General features: G+C 62.0%; 25 protein-coding genes. 13 read left to right on the top strand and 12 right to left on the bottom strand.

All coding sequences use genetic code 11. The features are described from left to right. Positions 1-144 precede the first annotated feature (144 nt). The 11 genes from J4F42_05165 (at position 145) to J4F42_05115 (ending at position 6,508) form a co-directional block, all read left to right on the top strand. Complete coding sequence (locus J4F42_05165) at positions 145-732, top strand: hypothetical protein (GenBank protein ID MCE2484879.1); 588 nt, start codon at positions 145-147, stop codon at positions 730-732. An 11-nt stretch (positions 733-743) separates the two neighbouring features. Continuing rightward, positions 744-899, top strand: a complete 156-nt coding sequence (locus tag J4F42_05160) for a type I restriction-modification system subunit M N-terminal domain-containing protein (protein ID MCE2484878.1) — start codon at positions 744-746, stop codon at positions 897-899. Between the two features lie 77 nt (positions 900-976). Then, on the top strand, positions 977-1,237 hold the full coding sequence (locus tag J4F42_05155; GenBank protein MCE2484877.1) for a DUF4160 domain-containing protein: 261 nt from the start codon (positions 977-979) through the stop codon (positions 1,235-1,237). After that, positions 1,192-1,524 (top strand): DUF2442 domain-containing protein, encoded by a 333-nt coding sequence (locus tag J4F42_05150; protein MCE2484876.1) that lies wholly within the window; start codon positions 1,192-1,194, stop codon positions 1,522-1,524. Before J4F42_05155 ends, J4F42_05150 begins: the two co-directional genes overlap by 46 nt. Before the next feature lie 193 nt (positions 1,525-1,717). Continuing rightward, on the top strand, positions 1,718-2,407 hold the full coding sequence (locus tag J4F42_05145; protein MCE2484875.1) for a hypothetical protein: 690 nt from the start codon (positions 1,718-1,720) through the stop codon (positions 2,405-2,407). Beyond that, positions 2,385-2,795, top strand: coding sequence for a DUF3037 domain-containing protein (locus tag J4F42_05140; GenBank protein ID MCE2484874.1), 411 nt, complete (start codon positions 2,385-2,387; stop codon positions 2,793-2,795). Before J4F42_05145 ends, J4F42_05140 begins: the two co-directional genes overlap by 23 nt. A 165-nt stretch (positions 2,796-2,960) precedes the next feature. Beyond that, positions 2,961-3,584 carry a hypothetical protein gene (locus J4F42_05135; protein ID MCE2484873.1) on the top strand — a complete coding sequence of 208 codons (624 nt, stop codon included), beginning with the start codon at positions 2,961-2,963 and terminating at the stop codon, positions 3,582-3,584. A gap of 132 nt (positions 3,585-3,716) precedes the next feature. Then, positions 3,717-4,550 carry a hypothetical protein gene (locus tag J4F42_05130; protein MCE2484872.1) on the top strand — a complete coding sequence of 278 codons (834 nt, stop codon included), beginning with the start codon at positions 3,717-3,719 and terminating at the stop codon, positions 4,548-4,550. A 73-nt stretch (positions 4,551-4,623) separates the two neighbouring features. Continuing rightward, positions 4,624-5,094, top strand: coding sequence for a VOC family protein (locus J4F42_05125; GenBank protein ID MCE2484871.1), 471 nt, complete (start codon positions 4,624-4,626; stop codon positions 5,092-5,094). Positions 5,095-5,104: 10 nt separating this feature from the next. Beyond that, positions 5,105-5,977, top strand: coding sequence for a DNA ligase (locus tag J4F42_05120; protein MCE2484870.1), 873 nt, complete (start codon positions 5,105-5,107; stop codon positions 5,975-5,977). Positions 5,978-6,028: 51 nt separating this feature from the next. Continuing rightward, a complete protein-coding gene (locus J4F42_05115; GenBank protein MCE2484869.1) occupies positions 6,029-6,508 on the top strand; it encodes a hypothetical protein in 480 nt (159 codons plus the stop codon). 113 nt (positions 6,509-6,621) lie between these two features. On the opposite strand, the gene J4F42_05110 is transcribed toward J4F42_05115, so the two are convergent. The 3 genes from J4F42_05110 to J4F42_05100 form a co-directional block, all read right to left on the bottom strand. After that, positions 6,622-7,311, bottom strand: a complete 690-nt coding sequence (locus tag J4F42_05110; GenBank protein MCE2484868.1) for a DUF309 domain-containing protein — start codon at positions 7,309-7,311, stop codon at positions 6,622-6,624. Positions 7,312-7,378: 67 nt separating this feature from the next. Beyond that, the gene (locus J4F42_05105; protein ID MCE2484867.1) at positions 7,379-9,730 is read right to left on the bottom strand and encodes an endonuclease MutS2; all 2,352 of its coding nucleotides are present in this window, start codon (positions 9,728-9,730) and stop codon (positions 7,379-7,381) included. A gap of 69 nt (positions 9,731-9,799) precedes the next feature. Beyond that, complete coding sequence (locus J4F42_05100) at positions 9,800-11,002, bottom strand: alcohol dehydrogenase catalytic domain-containing protein (protein MCE2484866.1); 1,203 nt, start codon at positions 11,000-11,002, stop codon at positions 9,800-9,802. Between the two features lie 146 nt (positions 11,003-11,148). Between J4F42_05100 and J4F42_05095 the strand changes: the two genes are divergently transcribed. Beyond that, positions 11,149-11,670, top strand: a complete 522-nt coding sequence (locus tag J4F42_05095; GenBank protein MCE2484865.1) for a hypothetical protein — start codon at positions 11,149-11,151, stop codon at positions 11,668-11,670. A gap of 8 nt (positions 11,671-11,678) precedes the next feature. Here J4F42_05095 and J4F42_05090 read toward each other — a convergent pair whose 3' ends face one another. The 5 genes from J4F42_05090 to J4F42_05070 form a co-directional block, all read right to left on the bottom strand. Then, the gene (locus J4F42_05090) at positions 11,679-12,275 is read right to left on the bottom strand and encodes a hypothetical protein (GenBank protein ID MCE2484864.1); all 597 of its coding nucleotides are present in this window, start codon (positions 12,273-12,275) and stop codon (positions 11,679-11,681) included. A gap of 20 nt (positions 12,276-12,295) precedes the next feature. Further along, entirely contained in the window at positions 12,296-12,673 is a 378-nt protein-coding gene (locus J4F42_05085) for a hypothetical protein (GenBank protein MCE2484863.1), read from the bottom strand. 12 nt (positions 12,674-12,685) lie between these two features. Beyond that, positions 12,686-13,435, bottom strand: a complete 750-nt coding sequence (locus J4F42_05080; protein ID MCE2484862.1) for a competence/damage-inducible protein A — start codon at positions 13,433-13,435, stop codon at positions 12,686-12,688. 82 nt (positions 13,436-13,517) lie between these two features. Next, on the bottom strand, positions 13,518-14,546 hold the full coding sequence (locus tag J4F42_05075) for an RNA polymerase factor sigma-32 (GenBank protein ID MCE2484861.1): 1,029 nt from the start codon (positions 14,544-14,546) through the stop codon (positions 13,518-13,520). Between the two features lie 37 nt (positions 14,547-14,583). Further along, a complete protein-coding gene (locus J4F42_05070) occupies positions 14,584-14,784 on the bottom strand; it encodes a DNA-directed RNA polymerase subunit omega (protein ID MCE2484860.1) in 201 nt (66 codons plus the stop codon). A 190-nt stretch (positions 14,785-14,974) separates the two neighbouring features. Between J4F42_05070 and J4F42_05065 the strand changes: the two genes are divergently transcribed. After that, complete coding sequence (locus J4F42_05065) at positions 14,975-15,445, top strand: hypothetical protein (protein ID MCE2484859.1); 471 nt, start codon at positions 14,975-14,977, stop codon at positions 15,443-15,445. A 50-nt stretch (positions 15,446-15,495) separates the two neighbouring features. On the opposite strand, the gene J4F42_05060 is transcribed toward J4F42_05065, so the two are convergent. The 4 genes from J4F42_05060 to J4F42_05045 form a co-directional block, all read right to left on the bottom strand. After that, positions 15,496-16,215 (bottom strand): hypothetical protein, encoded by a 720-nt coding sequence (locus tag J4F42_05060; GenBank protein MCE2484858.1) that lies wholly within the window; start codon positions 16,213-16,215, stop codon positions 15,496-15,498. A 95-nt stretch (positions 16,216-16,310) separates the two neighbouring features. Continuing rightward, positions 16,311-16,523, bottom strand: coding sequence for a hypothetical protein (locus tag J4F42_05055; GenBank protein MCE2484857.1), 213 nt, complete (start codon positions 16,521-16,523; stop codon positions 16,311-16,313). Between the two features lie 59 nt (positions 16,524-16,582). Beyond that, the gene (locus J4F42_05050; GenBank protein ID MCE2484856.1) at positions 16,583-17,407 is read right to left on the bottom strand and encodes an RNA methyltransferase; all 825 of its coding nucleotides are present in this window, start codon (positions 17,405-17,407) and stop codon (positions 16,583-16,585) included. A 95-nt stretch (positions 17,408-17,502) separates the two neighbouring features. After that, positions 17,503-17,799, bottom strand: a complete 297-nt coding sequence (locus J4F42_05045; GenBank protein MCE2484855.1) for a hypothetical protein — start codon at positions 17,797-17,799, stop codon at positions 17,503-17,505. Between the last annotated feature and the right edge of the window lie 319 nt (positions 17,800-18,118).

The following is an 18,118-nucleotide window of genomic DNA, read 5'->3' as shown; positions in this document are numbered from 1 at the left end:
TTTTTCGGTTTACTGAAGAGTTGCAATACTGAACAGTGCGATCATTTTATTCAGTGTCGGAATTGTGTCAAGAGGTTGTTCCGCTCCTCTTCCCCAATGGGGCTGGCTGACGGCGGGGGCCTTCCTCGTATATGATGGGCTGTCATGGAACAGCCCCCATCCACAAAACCACAGCGATCAAATCGGCTCATCGTCGGCCTCGGTGCGGTCATCGTGTTCGTGCTGGTCGGAGGTATGGTCTGGACCTTCACCCCATCCTATTCGCTGTACCACATCCAGCGGGCCTTGGACACGCACGACTATGAACGCTTTACCCGCTATGTGGATATCGACAGTGTGATCAACCATGCGGTTGACGAACTGGGCCTCAAGCCGCCCGAACCAGACGGGCCGGTTGGCGGAGGCTCGCTGGCCGACCTTATGCGGCAGGGGCTGCGAGCCCTGAGCAGCGAGTTCCGTGGTCTCGTCTCGGCCGGTACGGCGCTCGTGGTTGAGCAGGTCATTCGTGACCGGAGTCGGCCCTTGCCCGACATTCCGACCCTGGCGATTATCGGTGCGATCTTTGTCGGCGAAACGCGGGACGGTGCCCGGCTGTTTGTGATCCCGATACGAGACGGGGAGGAGCTTGAGGTCAGCATGCGCAGAGCCGACGAGGGTGTGTGGCGCGTGGTGGCGGTGGGCAATCTCAGCGGGCTGCTGGCCCAGCTCAAAGATCGCTACCTCGATGGGTAGGACGAACAATAATGACCAAAGAACACCTCAAACAACTCGAAAATGACCTGTGGGCTGCCGCCGATACCCTGCGGGCAAACTCGGACCTGAAAGCCAGCGAATACTCAACGCCGGTGCTGGGGCTGATCTTCCTGAAATTCGCCGACAAAAATTGCCGTCGCGCATGAGCCAGTCATTGTACATAATGTGAAGCAACTGGCGGGTGATAATAGTCTTGAGTGAAGAGCCATCCAGAGAATATACAATGCCAACGCTCAGTCTATTCTATGGTATCGTGATCCAGATGTTCTGGCGGGACCATAGCCCACCACATTTTCATGCGCTGTATGGCGAACATGAAGCGCTCATCGACTTGCGTGATCTTCGTGTCTTACGCGGCTCGCTCCCTCAGAGAGCCCTCGCTCTCGTTCTCGAATGGGCAGCGGAACACCGCGACGAGCTCAGGGAGGACTGGAATCTATGCAGTCAGTTGCAGACCCCAAACCTGATCGAGCCCCTGAAGTAGTGCCGGAGATACGGCATACCGTGCCATGGCGGGTTGTCTCGGTCACGGCGTTGTCCGAGAGGCGTCTGAAAGTCGCCTTTGCAGACGGAACACAAGGAGAAGTGGACCTCAACCAATTCCTTGCAGACCCAAAAGTTGAAGGAACCGTATTCGAGGCACTGCGGGAAGCGGATTTCTTCACTCGTGTCGATGTCCGAATGGGTGCCGTGCAGTGGCCGAATGGAGCCGATCTCGCGCCAGACGCGATGTATGACGCTATTCGTCAGGATGGCCGCTGGATCGTCTGAGAAATAGAACTGAGAAGGGCGAAAAATGACATCAATGCGATGCCGTTTTTGATCTGATGATCGACCATGCCAGTACAGACAGGAAGTGGGCAGCCTGAGGACAGCCGTGAGAACAGTGACAGCCACCCGATATGTCACCCCCCTGCGGGAAGGCGGCTCCCTGCCCGCCATTATCGAAGCCGATGATGACGGCATGTATGTGCTGAAGTTCCACGGCGCCGGCCAAGGACCGAAAGCGCTCATTGCGGAGTTAATCGCAGGCGAGATTGCGCGTGCTTTAGGACTGCCCGTGCCTGAGATTGTCCTTGTTGAACTTGACCCAGCGCTGGCTCGGACTGAGCCTGACCCGGAAATACAAGATCTCATCCGAGCCAGCGCCGGCCTGAACTTGGCGCTCGATTATCTGCCCGGCTCAGTGACGTTTGACCCGGTTGCGCTGCGGCCCGATGCAGACCTTGCCTCTGCGATCGTGTGGTTCGACGCGTATGTGACGAACATTGACCGGACACCGCGCAACGTGAATATGCTGGTCTGGCACCGTCAGGTGTGGCTCATCGATCATGGTGCGGCGCTGTACTTCCACCACAGTCGCAGCACGTATCTGGAACGCAGCCGAGACCGTTTCCCAATGGTCAAAGACCATGTGTTGCTGCCGTTTGCAAGCGCGCTCCACGACGCAAACGTGAAGCTGGCAGCGCGGCTGACACCGCAAGTCGTTGAACGCATTGTGAGCTGCATTCCCGAGGCGTGGTTGCTTGACGCTGCTCCGTTCGACACGAGCGACCAACACCGAAACGCCTACATTGAGTACTTTCTCAGCCGGCTCACGCCGCCGCGTGATTTTTTGGAGGAGGCGCTCCGTGCCCGATCCCTATCCGTATGATTACGCTGTCATACGTGTCGTGCCCAAGGTTGAGCGGGGAGAGTTTCTCAACGTCGGCGTGATCGTTTTCTGCTCAGCCACAGACTTCTTGGAAGCGCGCATTGAACTCGACGAAAAACGGTTGCGCGCCGTGGATGCCACGCTCGATATGGAAACCCTGAGAGCGCATCTTGCGTCTATCTCCGCTATCTGTACCGCTGGTGAGAGGGCAGGACCGATTGGCCAATTATCGCAGCAGGAGCGCTTCCACTGGCTGGTCGCTCCTCGGAGTACGATCATTCAGACCTCGCCGGTACACGCTGGCTTGTGTCAGAACCCTGCGGTCGTCGTGGAGGACTTACTGGATATGTTGGTGCGGGTGTCTCGGGCAGCTGCCGTTCCCACGTAGGCAAAGAACCGTGTTTTCTCCCTTTGTAATCAGGGGCGGAGGAGACCTGGCGTCGGCCGTCGCCCACCAGCTCTTCAGCCACGGCTATCGGCCGATGATTGTCGAAAGCCCGACTCCGGCACTTTTGCGGCGGCGGTCTTCGAAGGCACGGTTGAGCTTGAAGGCGTGCGGGCCGAGCACGCCGAGACGCTCGACCGCGTGACCAGCCTGCTCGGCCAGGGCGGCTGCGTGCCGGTCTACACCGGGTCGCTTGCAACCCTGCTGACCGTACTGTCGCCCCGGGTGCTGATCGACGCCCGGATGCGCAAGCGCCAGATTGCCGAGAAACAGATTGATCAGGCCCCCCTGGTCATTGGCCTGGGGCCGGGCTTTTCGGCCGGCGAGACCGTCCACTGTGTGATTGAAACCAACCGCGGCCCGAACCTGGGCACGGTCATTACCAGCGGCGGCGCCGAAGCCTACACCGGCCGGCCGATTGCGATCCAGGGCTACGCCAGGGAGCGCTATACGTACGCGCCGAGCGACGGCGTTTTTCGGACGGCTCTGGACGTGGGGCGCCAAGTCCGGGTCGGTCAGGTCTTGGGCCGGGTTGGACAGACCGAGCTACGCGCCCAGGTGTCGGGCATCATTCGCGGTCTGACCAGAGACGGTATTCGGGTCAGCCAGGGCACGAAGATTGCCGAGGTCGATCCGCGTGGACAAGAAGAACATGTCCACGGCATTGCCGAGCGACCGCGCGCCGTTGCCCAGGGTGTGCTGGAGGCGATCCGGCGTTTTGCGGCTGCCTGACGTGCCGTCTCTCCGCGCCTTGACGCTCAGAACGCGCCTTCCTATAAAGGCAATCGTGATCTCCTTTCATCTGTCTGTTATCACGATTGCCTTTAGTGCCGCTTGGGAAGCCGCACCAAGGGGGGAGGGGCTATGAGCGCACCCGAATCGACATCCGCCGTCTTTGAATCCTACGTTTTCCAGACCCGCAACACCCGGGAGGGTGAGAACAAGGCGCATAGCCGCGAGGGCGCCCAAGCCATGGGCTTTAAGGGCTCCATCGTCGGCGGGGCGATCGTGTATGGGCAGATGATCCGGCCCCTGGTCGAGCGCTACGGCGAGCGCTGGCTGGGACGGCACTGGTTCAGCCTGCGCTTCAAGGCCCCGGCCTATGACGACGATTACGTCACGTCCCATATCCGGCCGGAAACGAGCGACGACGGTGATCCGGCCTTTTGTATTCAGGCCACCAATGCCGACGACCAGGAGCTGATCGAGATGCGTACCCATATGCCGGCCACGCTGCCTGAACTCGATCCCCTGGCCGCCCTCGTGGCCCAGGACTGGCAGGGCAAGCGGCAGCTCGGAACCTGGCAGCGCATGTCGCTCAACACGCCGTTTCGGCCCTTCCGTTTTCGGGTCAAATCCGCTCAGCAGAGCACTTATTGCGAGCTGACCCACGATCAGCTGCCGCTGTATGTGGAGGGTGAGACGCCGCCGCTCCACCCGGGGCTGCTGATGGCCCAGGGCAGTATGGCGGTCCAGCACCAGTTTGTGATGCCGTTCTGGATTCACACCGGCAGCACAATACTGACCCGCCAGCTGATCCGGGTCGGCGATGAGGTCGAGCTGCGCTGTACGCCGATCAAGAAGTGGAAACGGGGCGAGAACGAGTGGGTGACATTCTATCAGGCCTACTATCTGGATGACCGGCCGGCGGTCGAGGTCTGGAAGACGTCGATTATCAAGGTCGCCAATCGAAGCTGATTGATCACAAAATGGACCAGGATGACCATCTGAGCAAGAAGAGAGCATCGTCCACTTTGAAGGAGGGCTGGTTATGATTCGAGGCATTCATCACACCGCGATCTCGACCGGAGACATGGAACGTGCGCTCCGGTTTTACAAGGACCTCCTCGGTTTTGAGGAGGTGTTCAATTTTGACTGGCAGGCCGGCAACACCGTGGTCGATAACATTACCGGCCTGCGCGACTCGGCCGCCCAGGTGGTGATGCTGCGGGCCGGCAACGCGTGTGTGGAGCTGTTTCAGTACGCCGCACCACGTCCCGAGCCGGGCGATCCGAACCGGCCGGTGTGCGATCATGGCATCACCCACCTGTGTTTGGAGGTGAGCGATATCGAGGGCGAGTACGCGCGTCTGAAAGCCGCCGGGATGCGCTTTCACTGTCCGCCACAGGGAGCCGGCAATGGCCTGCGGGCGACCTATGGACGCGACCCGGACGGAAATGTGGTCGAGCTGCTCGAAGTCATCGACCCGGACAGCCGGGTGTCGGTTGTCGGTGACAGCTAGCCGGTGACGAGTGGATAGCCGACGACACGTCAGGCTGGGCGGCCTCGTCGGTGTGTGGCTGCTGGGCCTTGCCTGCCTGTTTCCCGTCCCGTCCGTCGGCCCGGCCGAACCGCAGCCCGCCCCGGCCATGCTGGCTCGGAGTTGGGAGCCGGGTGTGGACATCCGGGGCTGGTGGATGAGTGAGAAACTGGACGGCATTCGGGGCTACTGGACCGGCAGCCAACTCGTGTCCCGGGCCGGCAATGCCTTTGCCGTGCCGGCCTGGTTTACCGCAAATTTTCCGACTGTTGCTTTGGACGGAGAGCTGTGGACCGGTCGGCAGCAGTTCGCCGAAATCTCCAGCATCGTGCGCCGCCAGACCCCGCACGACGACTGGCGGTCTGTCCGGTATATGATTTTTGACGCGCCCCAGGCCGAGGGCGGATTTGAGCGGCGCCTGGCCTTTGCCCGTGAGTGGTTTGAAGCCCACCCGAACCCGTATGTGTCTATCGTCGAGCATGAGACCTGTCGGGACGAGCAACATCTCCGCCAGAAACTCGCCGAAGTCGAAGTCCTAGGCGGAGAGGGGCTGATCCTGCGCCAGCCCGAGTCTGTCTATACTGCCGGGCGCTCTGCCGCGATCTTCAAAGTCAAAACCTTTCAAGAGGGCCGAGCGCTCGTCCTCGAACACCTGCCCGGCTCGGGACGGAACGCCGGTCGCCTCGGCTCCCTGCGGGTCGAACTCCCCAACGGCGTGCAGTTTGCCATTGGCTCCGGCTTTTCCGATGCCGAGCGGAACAGTCCGCCACCGGTCGGCAGTACAATCCGTTTTAAGCATCAGGGCTTCACCCAGGCCGGTGTCCCCCGCTTTGCCTCGTTTCTGCGTGTGCAGGAAGAATTTTGAATTCAGACCCAAGCCACCCCGGGGTGGCTGAGCAGATAAGGAGACCGCACTATGCCGATATTGCTTCCCGACCTCGGAGACGAGGTTGTGTTACCCGACCGGCAGCGCGTCACGCTGGGCGGTGCGTATCGCGTCGAGGGTCCTGATAGCGGCAGGATTGTTGAAATCTCGCTGGGTATGGATCTGGTCTGTGTAGCCTGGGACCGGGCCCGGCTGCGCGGCTGGTATGAAGTCGAGGCTCTTTACAAAGTGGCCGCGATCCGCAAACCCGACGGTGAGGGCGAGGACACACCGGCCCCCGACACAAAACGCGCCGGTATTCTGACCGAGGCCGCAATGCTGCGCATGCCCTCGATTCAGCAGTTGCTGAGCCGCCTGGGATTCATGGAGAACCAGGACCGGGCGTGCATGTATAACCCCGAGACGTATGACGCGATCGCCTTCTCTGAAATTGCCGGCCGCTCTGTGGCCGAGTTCGTCAGGCGTGGTCGCAAGGCCGGCTGGCTGCAGGAGTACGTGAAGGAGGAATAGCTCAGCTCTGAGCGCTCGACCGGGGCAGAACACACTGAACCCTGAGTTCTGCCAGGCGGTAGCAAAGGCAATCGTGATCTCCTTTCATCCGTCTGTTATCACGATTGCCTTTGTCATGCTTCGGTGTGCTGGAGGCTGGGGATGTGCGTGTCTTGAAACCGCCCCAGGCCCTGCGGACCGAGCCGCTTCAGCTCCTCGTCGCAGCGCTCCAGCCCGACAATGAAATCGGACAGCGCCAGCCCCAGATAGGCCGGGGCGTGGGGCCTGATCTTGTCCAGGCCGTCGCCCAGAAGCGAGAGTGCCCCGTTCAGATTGTGGTTGCCGAGGTGGTAGAACGCCACCGCAATCTGAATCAGCCCCTGCAAGAAGCGTCGCTCGGGATCGACCTCTTGTATCCACTGGGCTTCCAACACCTCGTGGACCTCAAAAAAGAGCCGATGGTTGAAGAGGAGCACCCCCTTGCGGACGGCCAGAGTGAGTTCGGAAAGTTCTGGCCGGGGCTGCCAGCCTGTAAGGGCGTGGCCGTAGCGCTGGAGCTTGGCCGCGACCTGGCTCCAGTCCGGCCCGAGTTCCGACGCCAGCGTTACCTGTCGGACCGGGCCGCGCTGACGCCAACTCAACAGGGCGTGGCCTTCCAAATGGCGTCGAACCTGCTCTCGCTCGGCCGCCGGCGCGGGAGCCAGGAGCTGTCCAGGGCTGACCACCGGCGGGCTGCGTCTGGCGATCCGGGCGTAGGCGGCCAGACAGCGGACTGCGGTGGCGGCGCGGGGATTGTCCAGGGCGTCGAGGATCAGCTCGGCCAACAGATTTCGGGTTGTAAAGAGGAAACGTGTCAACAGTCCAAGCAGGGAAGGATGACACGTTTCCTCTTTAGCCCGCCAGATTGACGATCGTCGCGCCGCCGCCGCCCTCGTTTTGCGGAGCTTCGTTATACGAGGCGCAGTACGGAGACTGAGACAGGAAATCCTGGATCGCTCGGCGCAAGGCTCCGCTGCCGAAGCCGTGGACGACGCGCACCGATGACTGACGGTTCAGCATGGCTTGATCCAAAAACTCGGCCAGACGGGGCAGGGCTTCGTGCACCCGTAAGCCCAACAGGTTGACCTCCGGCTGGACGGTATCGGTGCGTTGGACATTGACATGGATCGCACGCTGGCGTTTGACCTTGCCGGCCTTACGGACCTTGTTGAGTGCCATCTCAAAGGTCAATCCGCCGCTCCGAATGCGGGCTCGCTGTCCGCTCAGGGCGATCAGTTCGCCCCGAATCTTGCCGTTCTGGGCTTCGACCTGATCGCCGATCTGGGGCGGTGTCGGCCCGTCGCTCTGGGCGGGGCGCAGCGCGTGTTCCTTGTGCGCAATAGCGCCCCGTTGCTCGTGCAGGAACTGGCCCAAGCTCCGCTGCGCCTTATGGCGCTCGGCCTGCGGACCGGCCGCCCGGCGACGGAGGTTGGCGACCAGGGCGCGACCTTCTTCGCGCAAAGTGCGCACCAGGGTCTTGGCCTCGGCCAGCTCGTCCTGCCACATGTGGCGTCTGTGCTCTTCCGCCTCAGTCAGCAGAGCCCGCTGTTTTTTGCGCAGAGCCGCAGCTTTTTTCCACTCCTCGGCCACCCGGCTGCGCTCCTTGTCCAGCGCGGCCTGTGAGGTTTCCAGGCTGGTCATGGCCTCAGACAGTTGGCGGGCTTCGTGGGACAGGGACGCCTCGGCCGCCAGACACACGTCTTCCGACAGACCCAGCCGCCGGGCCATGGGCAGCCCCAGACTCTGGCCGACCGTGTCATAGTCCAGGGCGTAGTGCGGGGTCAGGGTTTCCAGATCAAAGTTGACGGCTGCGACCTGATAGTCTCCATCGGCCAGGGCAAACAGCTTGACTGGTGTCAGATGGGTTGAGGCCGCCACAAAGATACCCCGGTCTTTCAGATGACTGAGCAGACCGCAGGCCAGAGCGCCGCCCTCAATCGGGTCGGTCCCGCCGCCCGGTTCGTCAAACACAATGAGGGCGGGTGGAACCGCGTCGCGGAGGATGTCCGACACGTTTTTGATATGGGCAGAAAACGTCGAAAGGCTGTGCGCCAGCGACTGTTGGTCGCCGATATCGCTGAACACTCCGTGTAAGAAGGGCAGTTGGCTCTCCTCTTCGGCTGGAATGAGCAGCCCGCTGTGGGCCATCAGACACAGCAGGCCGAGGGTTTTGAGGGCGGCGGTCTTTCCGCCCGTGTTGGGGCCGCTGATAATCAGGCCCAGCTTGCCCTGGGGGATGTGCAGGTCGACCGGCACGACCGCCTGACCCGAGGCCAGCAACAGCGGATGGCGAGCCCTGGTCAGACGAAACGCCGTGCCGCCAAAGCGTGGTTTGGTCCCACCCTGCTTGCGGGCCAGCATGACCTTGGCGTGCAGCACATCAACCTCGGTCAGGGTGTCGAAGAGATGCTCCAACTGGGGCAACTCCTGGCTGACCAGCCCGGTCAGCCAGGCTAACAGACGGTGCTCTTCGGCCTCGACTTCCTTGCTGGCCAGGGTGAGCCGGTTATTCAGGGCGACCGCAAACAGCGGCTCAATAAACACCGTCTCGCCCGACCCGGAACGGTCTTGCACAATCCCTTGCAACCGGGAGTGAAAATTCGCCCGGACCGGGATAACAAAACGGTTATTCCGAATCGTAATATACTGATCGGCGATAACGTCTTTCAGCTGGGACGAACGCAGCTGGTCGCGCAGGCGCCGCTCAATCTCGTCCCGCAGGGTCCGCACGCTGCGACGCAGCGTGCGCAAGGCCGGACTGGCCTCATCCTTCAGACTGCCGCTGTCGTCGAGGCAGCGCCCGAGCGTCTGTTCCAGGACCGGCAGGTCGGGCAGGCGGGCCGGCAGGTCGGCCAATGGCGAGTTGGGCTGGGTATGACGCTGAAAGAATTGGGCCAGCTGGCGTGATACGGCCAGCGTGGTTTGGATCTCAAGCAACCGTGGGCCGTCAAGAACCGCCCCAACGTGGCTGGCCGCTTGCAGGGTTGGTCGGATATCTGGAAACGCATGCAGGGGCAGGCTGAGCTGTTCCTCGAGCAGACGGAAGAACTGCCAGGTCCGCTCGCTGTTTTCTTCGATCTGCTGCGGATCGGTGGCCGGACGAATCGCCGCGCAGGCTTCCCGGCCGGACGCCGACACGGCGCAGTCGGCCAGCAGTTGGAGCACGGCGTCAAACTCGAGAGCGGAGAGATCTGTATCTCGCATACAAACGATCAGCCCCAGAAGAGGGGCGCAGAAGACATCGTGGTCCGGGGGCCGGTCATGGAGGGCGTGTCACACGTCTGCGGGCACGAAGGAGATTTTGACCGCGCCCGAGCTTTTTTTCCTGGCTGCCTGGCCCAGGGCCTGGCGGTACTGGCTGAGCGGATATTTGTGGGGTTGAATCGGGGTCAGATCTGCCCGGCGCCGGGCGACCAGCTCTATCGCCCGGGCAAAGGTGTCGGCGCGTTTGCCCTGAAACACCTCGGCTCCGTAGGTGAGGCTGCCGACAATCGACACCTCTTTCATCCACACCGGAGTCCAGTCCACGCCCTCGGGGAGTGCCGCCAGACCCAGGACGATCAGACTGCCTTTGCCGCGCACCATCCGCAGGGCCTGATTCAGGGTCAGCGAGCTGGTGACGGTATCGTAGACGAGGCGTACGCCACCGGCCAGGATCGCCCCGCCGCCGGACAGCTTGTAGACTTTCGTGTCGGCCAGAGCGCCGACCCGTTCCATCACGTCGTCGTGCCGGGCATCAATGACGTCGTCCGCGCCCAGGGCGCCGGCCAGCTCGGCCTGGAACGGGTATTTGGCCACACACGCAACCCGACAACTCGGCTCAACCGCCCTGAGCGCCGCAATAGTCATCAGCCCGATCGTCCCGGCCCCAATGACCACGACCCGCTCTCTTTTGCGGGGGGGGTTGTTCAGCACGGCCCGCAGGCAGACCGAGAAGGGTTCGAGCAGGGAGGCCTCGTCGTCGCCAATCGTATCCGGCACCGGAAACAGGCGTCTGCGGTGGGCTACAAAATATTCTCCCCAGCCGCCGCCGGTGTCCGGGCAGGTGCCGATAAGGATACCGGGTTTGAGGCGGCCCTCGGCCAAGTGCTCACAGATTCCAGGATTGCCGTCCTTACACTGCGGGCACTGCTTTCTGAAGCCCCGTTCCCGGCAGCCCAGGCTGGGGTCAATGGACACGCGCTGGCCGGGCCGGAGCGTGCTCACCCGCCTGCCGACGGCCTCCACCTCACCGAATAATTCATGGCCGGGGATGATGGGCAGCTGAAAATATGGCTCGGCCGAGGGCATCGACTTCCAGCGCAGGAAGCCGAGATCGCTGCCGCAGATGCCGGCGATTTTGCTTTTGACCACGACCCAGTTGTCGTCGGGTAGGTCTGGGACCGGGACATCGGTCAGGCGCAGATTGGCCAGGCCGGGGAGATAGGCGGGAGCCGCCTTGCGCTGCCGCTCAGCAGAGAAGACCAGGGCTTTCATCACGCTCCATTCTCCATGCTGGTGTGTTTAGCGGAAGCGGCTGCGGGGTGCAAGCTGAGCGGCGGCGGCCCGATTGCGGTCCCGTGCGCTTTTTGTCATCATCACCGCCAGCAGCCCCGAACGGGACGAGGAGGAGGGACGACGCGGTGGCGCAGCTGAACGCCCAAGAATTTACCGATCTGATCACCCGCCTGGTTGAGCATCTGGGTCTAGCCCAGTTTCACGCCCGCCTGTTGAAAGCCAACGCCCTGGTCTCGCGCAAGCGCCCGGCTGGCGCCTCAGCCCTGGCCACGCAGCTGTATCAGTTGAGCGCCGGGCTCCGACGCCAGCACGCCGCTCGCTATGCGGTCGAAATGTTATGGCAGGAGATGCTGTCGAGCAAAATGGACGAGGAGCACTCGGCCACGGTCGAAGCCCTGGCCGAGGGGGTCAACACCTGCCTGTCCGAACGGCTCGAGGTGGTTCCGGACAAGCGCGCGGATTTGCTGGTCGCGCTCGGTGCCTACTATCGGGCGCTGGCCGCCTCGAGCAGCGAGGAGACCGCATACCTGGAGATGCTGCTCCGAGCCAGCACCAGTGTGGCCCAGTTCCTGCGCCAGCATAAGGACGAACTGTCCGCTGCGGTTGCGGAGTCGGTTGCCGCCACCGGCGAAGAGGTCGAGGGCTGAGTCTGCTGTCAGGATTCGGCTTGGCCGCTCAGCCCTTTTTTGAGGCCCCGCAGGGTCAGGACGAACGCCTCACGCATGGCACTTTTTTGCAGAGCCAGGGGAATCGGCATATGGGTCTTATTCCTGGCTGAGGCCCGGTAGGTCAGCAGGGTTTTTTTGCCGTCGGGAGACGGCGTCAACACATATTCCCCGCTCAGCTCAGTCAGTTGGTTCTCAACCGTTTCGAGCAGAACCCGATTCTCCTGGGGCAAAAAAGTAAAGGCCAGGGTGCTCTCCTGGGGGCGACCCAAGACCCGCATTTCAAACGTGACAATCTTGCGGTTGCCGCGGTGGCGGACGAGTTCGGAGCGGTACACCGAGTCGCTGAGTTCCTGGCTTCGCTCGGGTTCGGCCAGCGCCCGCATCACCTGCGCCACCGGGACGTCGAGCCGAGAGGTGAACTCGACCCGCAGGGTATCGTCCTGTTTGTCGAGCGTCTCGCTGAGAATCTCGGCGACCGGTCCGTCCCAGGCTGCGGCTGCGGCCCTGGCCTGGTAATAGCGGACACCCAGAAACCCGGCGCCGATCACACACAGAGTGAGCAGCGCCCACAGTCCGGTTTTCATCGCGTACTCCGCCTCTCGCTCTAGGGAGACGTTGGGGCGCTGAAAGAGATCCGCTCGGTGCCGCGCAGATGGTTTCTGTTAAGAATGTAATTGCCCCCCATCGACGGTTTCCAGACGCGCTCCGCTACCTGATAATTTGCCCCGGTCAGGACATAGGCCACGCCTCCGGTCAGCCCGCCGAGCAGGGCATAGCCCAGCTTGGTCGGAATATACAGCACGTTGGCCGCAACGGTCGCCGTGCCGATGCCCGCGTCTTCGAGATAGTTGGGGACGACCGAGCCGGCCTGAATGTCTGTTTCTTCGAGATAGTCGGCTCGGGCGCTGCCGACCAGCTGCGGCCAAGCCAACAAACCCGCAACGATCGCACCGCATACGCAGCGGTGTACCATTTTTCTCATGGCGTCCTCCTCTCACCCCTCCGTCTTCACCACACAACCCGGAGGTAAGACATTCAGCAAATGCGTAAAGGCTTGCTCGACATAGGTCTGGTCTTTGGATTCCAGCGTCAGTTTGACCCGGTAGTCTGGATCGTTGATTTTCGGATAGGAGCCCAAGAGCAACTCGGGATAGTGCTCAAGGGTGTCGTTCAGGGACGCCGCGATATTGCTCTCATAGGCGTCGGCGTAGATGGTTTTGAGATAATACGGACTGGTTGCGAAGCGGTCTTTGAGGGCCAGGAATTTCTGCCGCAAAATTTCCGGAATGCCGGGCAGGATGTACACGTTTTCGACTTTGACGGTTGGAAAACGCAGGCGATCCTCTGACAGCAGTTCGGCTCCCTCCGGGACATCCGCCATGCGCATATAGGCGGCGTTGGGCGTGCGCTTGGCCGCGTATTCGAGCAGCTTGTTTTCGAGAACCGGGTGGCGGATGACCCGCCGGCCCAGACCGATGGCAATCCCCTCCATGGTGATGTCGTCGTGGGTCGGACCGATGCCGCCCGAGGTAAAAACGAGATCGAACTGCTGGTGGAAGTCGCGGACGGTCGAGGAGATCAGGTCTAATTCATCCGGAATGACCACCACTTGGCGCAGGCTCACTCCGATTTTGCGAAGCTCTTGGGCCAGGAAGGTTGAGTTGGAATCGACCGTCTTGCCGGAGAGGATCTCATTGCCGATGATGACAATGCCCGCTGTGCGTTCTTGCCGCGCTCGTTGCACACCGGCACTATAGCCTTATTCCAGGCCCGAGAGCAAGATTGAATGGCTGCCTGGGGCGGGACCGAACGAGGCCGCCCCAGACTCAGCGATGATCGGCGAAGGCGACATCCAGGTCTCGCAGCTCGGTGAACTCCTGGATGAGATGGGCTTTGAGCCTTTTTTTCAGCCGACTCTCCAACTGGCGAACCCGCTCTCGGCTGATGCTGTACTGATCGCCGATTTCCTGCAGGGTGAGGGGTTCCTCGGCCAATAAGCGCTGGTGAAAGATGACGGCGTCCTTGCCGCTCAGGGTCTGGGCGAAGGCGTCCATTTGCTCTCTGACCAGCGCCCGGTACTCGGCGGCCGAGACCTCTTCCTCTACCGTGGCCTGAGGGTCGGCCAGAAAATCGAGCATGCTCGAGGACTCGTCGTGGGTGTCGAGCGGGGTATCGACAGACAGGTCTCGGGAAGACAGCCGTTGCTGCATCTCGACCACTTCTTCTTCCTTGACGCCCAGATTCTGTGCCAACAATTTGGGCCCGGGCGAGAAACCCTCGGCTTCGAGCCGCTTTCTTTCCCGTTCCAGGTTAAAGAAGAGCTTGCGTTGGGCCTGGGTGGTGCCGATTTTGACCATCCGCCAGTTGTTCATGACATATCGGATGATATACGCCCGCACCCACCACACGGCGTAGGAGGGGAAGCGCACGCCGCGGTAGGGATCAAAATTGCGCACCGCTTCCATCAGGCCGACGTTGCCCTCCTGGATCAAGTCGAGCAGGTTGCGAAAGGCCCGCTGGTATTTGCGGGCGATCATCACGACGAGCCGCAGGTTGGCCGTGACGAGTCGGTAGGCGGCCTGCACCTCGCCGTACTCCTTGTAGCGAACGGCGAGATCGTGCTCTTCTTCCGGACTGAGCAGCGGATAGCGTCGAATCTCGGCCATGTACCGGCTCAGCGAATCGGTCGGGACCAGCGCGGTGTCGGTGTCCGGCCCGGGCGGCGGCTCGACCTCGGACGAGACCGGGGTGTCCGAAGGCGCGGTCTCAGGGCCTTCGGGTGCGCTCGAAGCCGCCCGCTGTGGGGACTCGGCCGGATCGGCTTCGAACGCCGTCTTGTCAAGCTCGTGGGGCATAGCTGGAGAGTCTGTTCAGATCTGGGAGGAGGCGGGACTATTCGGATTCGGAGGGCGTTTTTTTCCAGACCTGTTCGGCCGCGATTTCACGCAGCGCGGTGACGACTTCTTTATTGTCGGACGGCACCAGGGGCAGCGTTCCTTTGAGGAGTTCTTTGGCCCGTTGGGCCGCCACGACGACCAGCTCGAAACGGTTGGGAATCTTGTGCAGACAGTCTTCAACGGTGATCCGGGCCATAACTCTTCCTCCTCGGGTGGACGCTCAGACGTATGTCCTATTCATAACGAAAAGCGGCTGGGAAAGAAACCTCTATCGTTCGTCCGGGACGGAGCAGCGCCCCGGACCGAGCTTGACAAGCCGCTGCCGACACGCTACTTCCGGTCCCCTGAAGAGCCCGCCAGCGGCTCGGATTGATCTGGAGAAAACCATGGGTTTTTGGGAACGTCTGATTGGATCAGACCCGGCGTCCAGCAAAGATGCGCGCAGTCTTGTGTCGGATCTGGTGCTCAACTGCATCGAAGAGCAGGGGCTCGCCCAGCAGTTGCGGGAGCATGCCGAGCGGGCTCCCCATCACGCCGGAGCGGACCAACTCCGAGCGGTTGCCGAACAACAGGACCAAGTCGTGCAACTCCTCCAGGACGCCCTGACCGCTCGGGACGAGACGGCTGGCGTCGAACCCAAGCCGGTCAAAGGCGGCCAGAATCACTGGGCTCGGGTTGGCCACGATCTTGCCGATAATCGGGCGCTCATGAAACGCTACGGCGAGCTGGTCGCCTACTGGGACCCGGAGGTCCCCGATGCGGTTGCCCTGTTTCAATCTCTGGAGCGGAGCAAGAGCCAGATTGGCGCCGCGCTGCGTGATATTGGGCTGCGCGCCGACCCCCACGCCCTGGATTAGCCGACCGCCTTGCGGGTTCTCCTCGCCAGTCAGACAGAGACGCCAGTCCCTTACTCGTCCTCATCCCCGATCTGCAAGTCGCTGGAATACCGGCGGGGGGCAAAATGTCCCTGAACAGACGCCGCAGACGGGGGAGTCCAGGCTTGGCCCGACTGGCCCTGACGAGTCGCGCCCTGGCCGCGGGAGCGAGAGTGGTGGCCCTGGTCGCGCTGGTCGCGCTGGTCGCGCTGATCTCGGCGCCACTGTTTCTGTTGCCCGCCCGGAGCGGGTTTGAGGCGATTGCTGACAAAGCCGATCCGTTCCTCAAGCCGGCGCAGGGTGGCGGTCATGGGCGACAGGTGTTCGGTCAGGTTGCGTCGGATGAGGTCGGCGACAATCGGCAAGAAGGTTTCTGACGGTTCCTCGGGATCGGCACCGTTGGTCGTCGCCTGACTGACTTGGCGCTCTTGGGCTTCGTGCTGGGCGTGCTGCACCGTCTGCAGCAGGTCCTTCATGGACTGCCATTCGGCCTGCATTGCTTGCAGCTGGGTGTGGAGCGTAGACACGCTCGTGGTGATGGTTTCTTCCAGCGCGTCGACCCGGGCCGTGAGCTGCGCGAGCGGCTGTTCCAGGGCGGGTGCTGCCCGGGTCGCGGCAGCCTGTTTCGTCGCCCGACTGCGCGGTTTTGCGGCCGTCGTCGTTTTTGCCGCACTCGCGCCATTTCTTGCGCTGGTTGCGGTTTTGGCCGTGGATTTTCCACGTTTCGGTGTCGAATCGGCAGCTTTTGCCATGACACTCCTTTCCTGGCCTGAAACGCAAAGTGGGGACGTTTCAGGGTAACGGACCGGACGTGTGACCGGGGCGAAGTTCGAGCCCGGGCAGCTCCTTAGAGCAGACCGGTCGTGTATTCCAACAATTCTCCCAACTTCCGAATTTTACTCGCCCGCACCGGCCGTTCCTCTTCAGGGGCGGACGCAAATTCGTCGAGCTGATTGTGCAGACTCTGTTCAATAAGCGCGAGACAGCTGCCGAGCACGACCTGTTCCTGGTGTCGGCGCCGGGCTTGGCGAAGACTGCGTATGGAGATGATTTCCGCCATGCTGTGTCGTTCTCGTCCTGGGTGCGTGGGTGTCGGCTGGCCGTGTCTGGGCGGTTCGCCTATTTGCGGTGTGCTGACTGCGTGTTGTGTCGTGCCGGCTCCGAGGACTGTGACCTCCAGCCATGTGTGGCATACCAGTCGATCTGGCGCGCCAGACCCAGGAGAATGCGAACATCGCGGTCTTCCAGACCCGCCCGTCCGAGTATGCGCCGAAACGCCATCATGATGTGGTCTGGATTATCACGGTGCAGGAACCCAAGCTTGAGGAGCGCCTGCTGCAATTTGTCGTACATGAACTCTTGGCGTTCTGCAAGCGCAAGTTCACGGGCTGCGACGTGGACGGGTGCGGTCCCATCACCCGGATGTCGAGCGCTAGACGGGTCGCCGGTCGCGGTCGCTTGCCCGGCCAGAAAGAGTTCATAGCAGCAGATCAGGACGGCCTGGGCGACATTGAGGGAGCGAAAGTGGGCGGCGGTCGGGATGGTCACCACACCGTGGCAGTAGCGCAAGTCGGCGTTGGTCAGGCCCGTATCTTCGGGGCCGAACACCAGCGCGCTGTGGTTCAGGTCCAGAGTCGGCACCAGTTCGGCCGCCAGACTGCGTGGTGCCCGCCCGCCCTCACGGTACAGGCCCGAACGGCAGGTGGTGCCGATGACCCGGTGGCAATCGGCGCTGGCCTCGCGCAGCGACGGATAGATACGCAGCCGGTCCAGCACGCCCCGGGCGTGAACCGCCATGGTCTCCGCCTCCTGACGGCGGAAGGCGGGCGGCTCAACCAGGCGTAAGTCCTGCACCCCGAAGTTGTCCATGGCGCGGGCGGCAGCGCCAATATTGCCCGAGTATTTCGGACGGACGAGGATGATGCACAGTTTGGCCAGGCTCATAGAGCGGTCTCACGCGAACGGCTCGCGGAAAAAGCAGGCTGGACGGCACACGGAAAATGCGGGCCCTCTCTCCCGCTGGCTGCCGGAACAGGGGCTCAACGCTTGACGACAGCCGCCTGGGCCTCGCTCTCTGCCTTACGTCCCTGTTCAAACCAGCTCATAATCGTCTCTCGTTCCAGGTAGTGGGCGTGGCGACGGCTGTGGTTTTCCCTATGGACGATATCGGCCTCAAGCAGCTCTTCAAGATAGCGATGGAGCGGATACGTTGCGTCTCCTTCGCCCATGTCTTGAAGGAGCTTGCGGAGCCGCTCAAGCCACTCGCCGTCAAGCTGAAGCTCGACACGCAGGGGGCGACCGACCGCAAGCACTCTGGAGCGAATCTGCTTCTGCATGGGTGTACTCTGCCTTACAGGTCCCCGTAGTATTTCCTGATTCTGTGCAATTGTGCAAGGCCGGGACCCGGTGTGGCGCGCGTGAGCGGATTGAGGAATGCGAGCCTGGATGATGAGGCGTGGATCGTGAGCGCCGTCGCTCATCCCCGGCTCATCCCGTTCGCCCGGAGACAGATGACGCAAACCTTCTGTATTTGAAAACCGTGTCAGGATTGTGCTAGGGCTCGGAGCAAATCTTCGCAGGAGGTGTCTGATGCGGACAAAGCACGTCGTGTGTGGTCTGGTCGGTGTGGCTCTGGTTGGTGGTTTCAGCTCACGC

The sequence above is a fragment of the Desulfurellaceae bacterium genome (assembly GCA_021296095.1).
GTDB lineage: Bacteria > Desulfobacterota > Binatia > Bin18 > Bin18 > JAAXHF01.
Note: the sequence above shows the minus strand (reverse complement) of the source record. Positions and strands in the feature narration are given on the sequence as shown.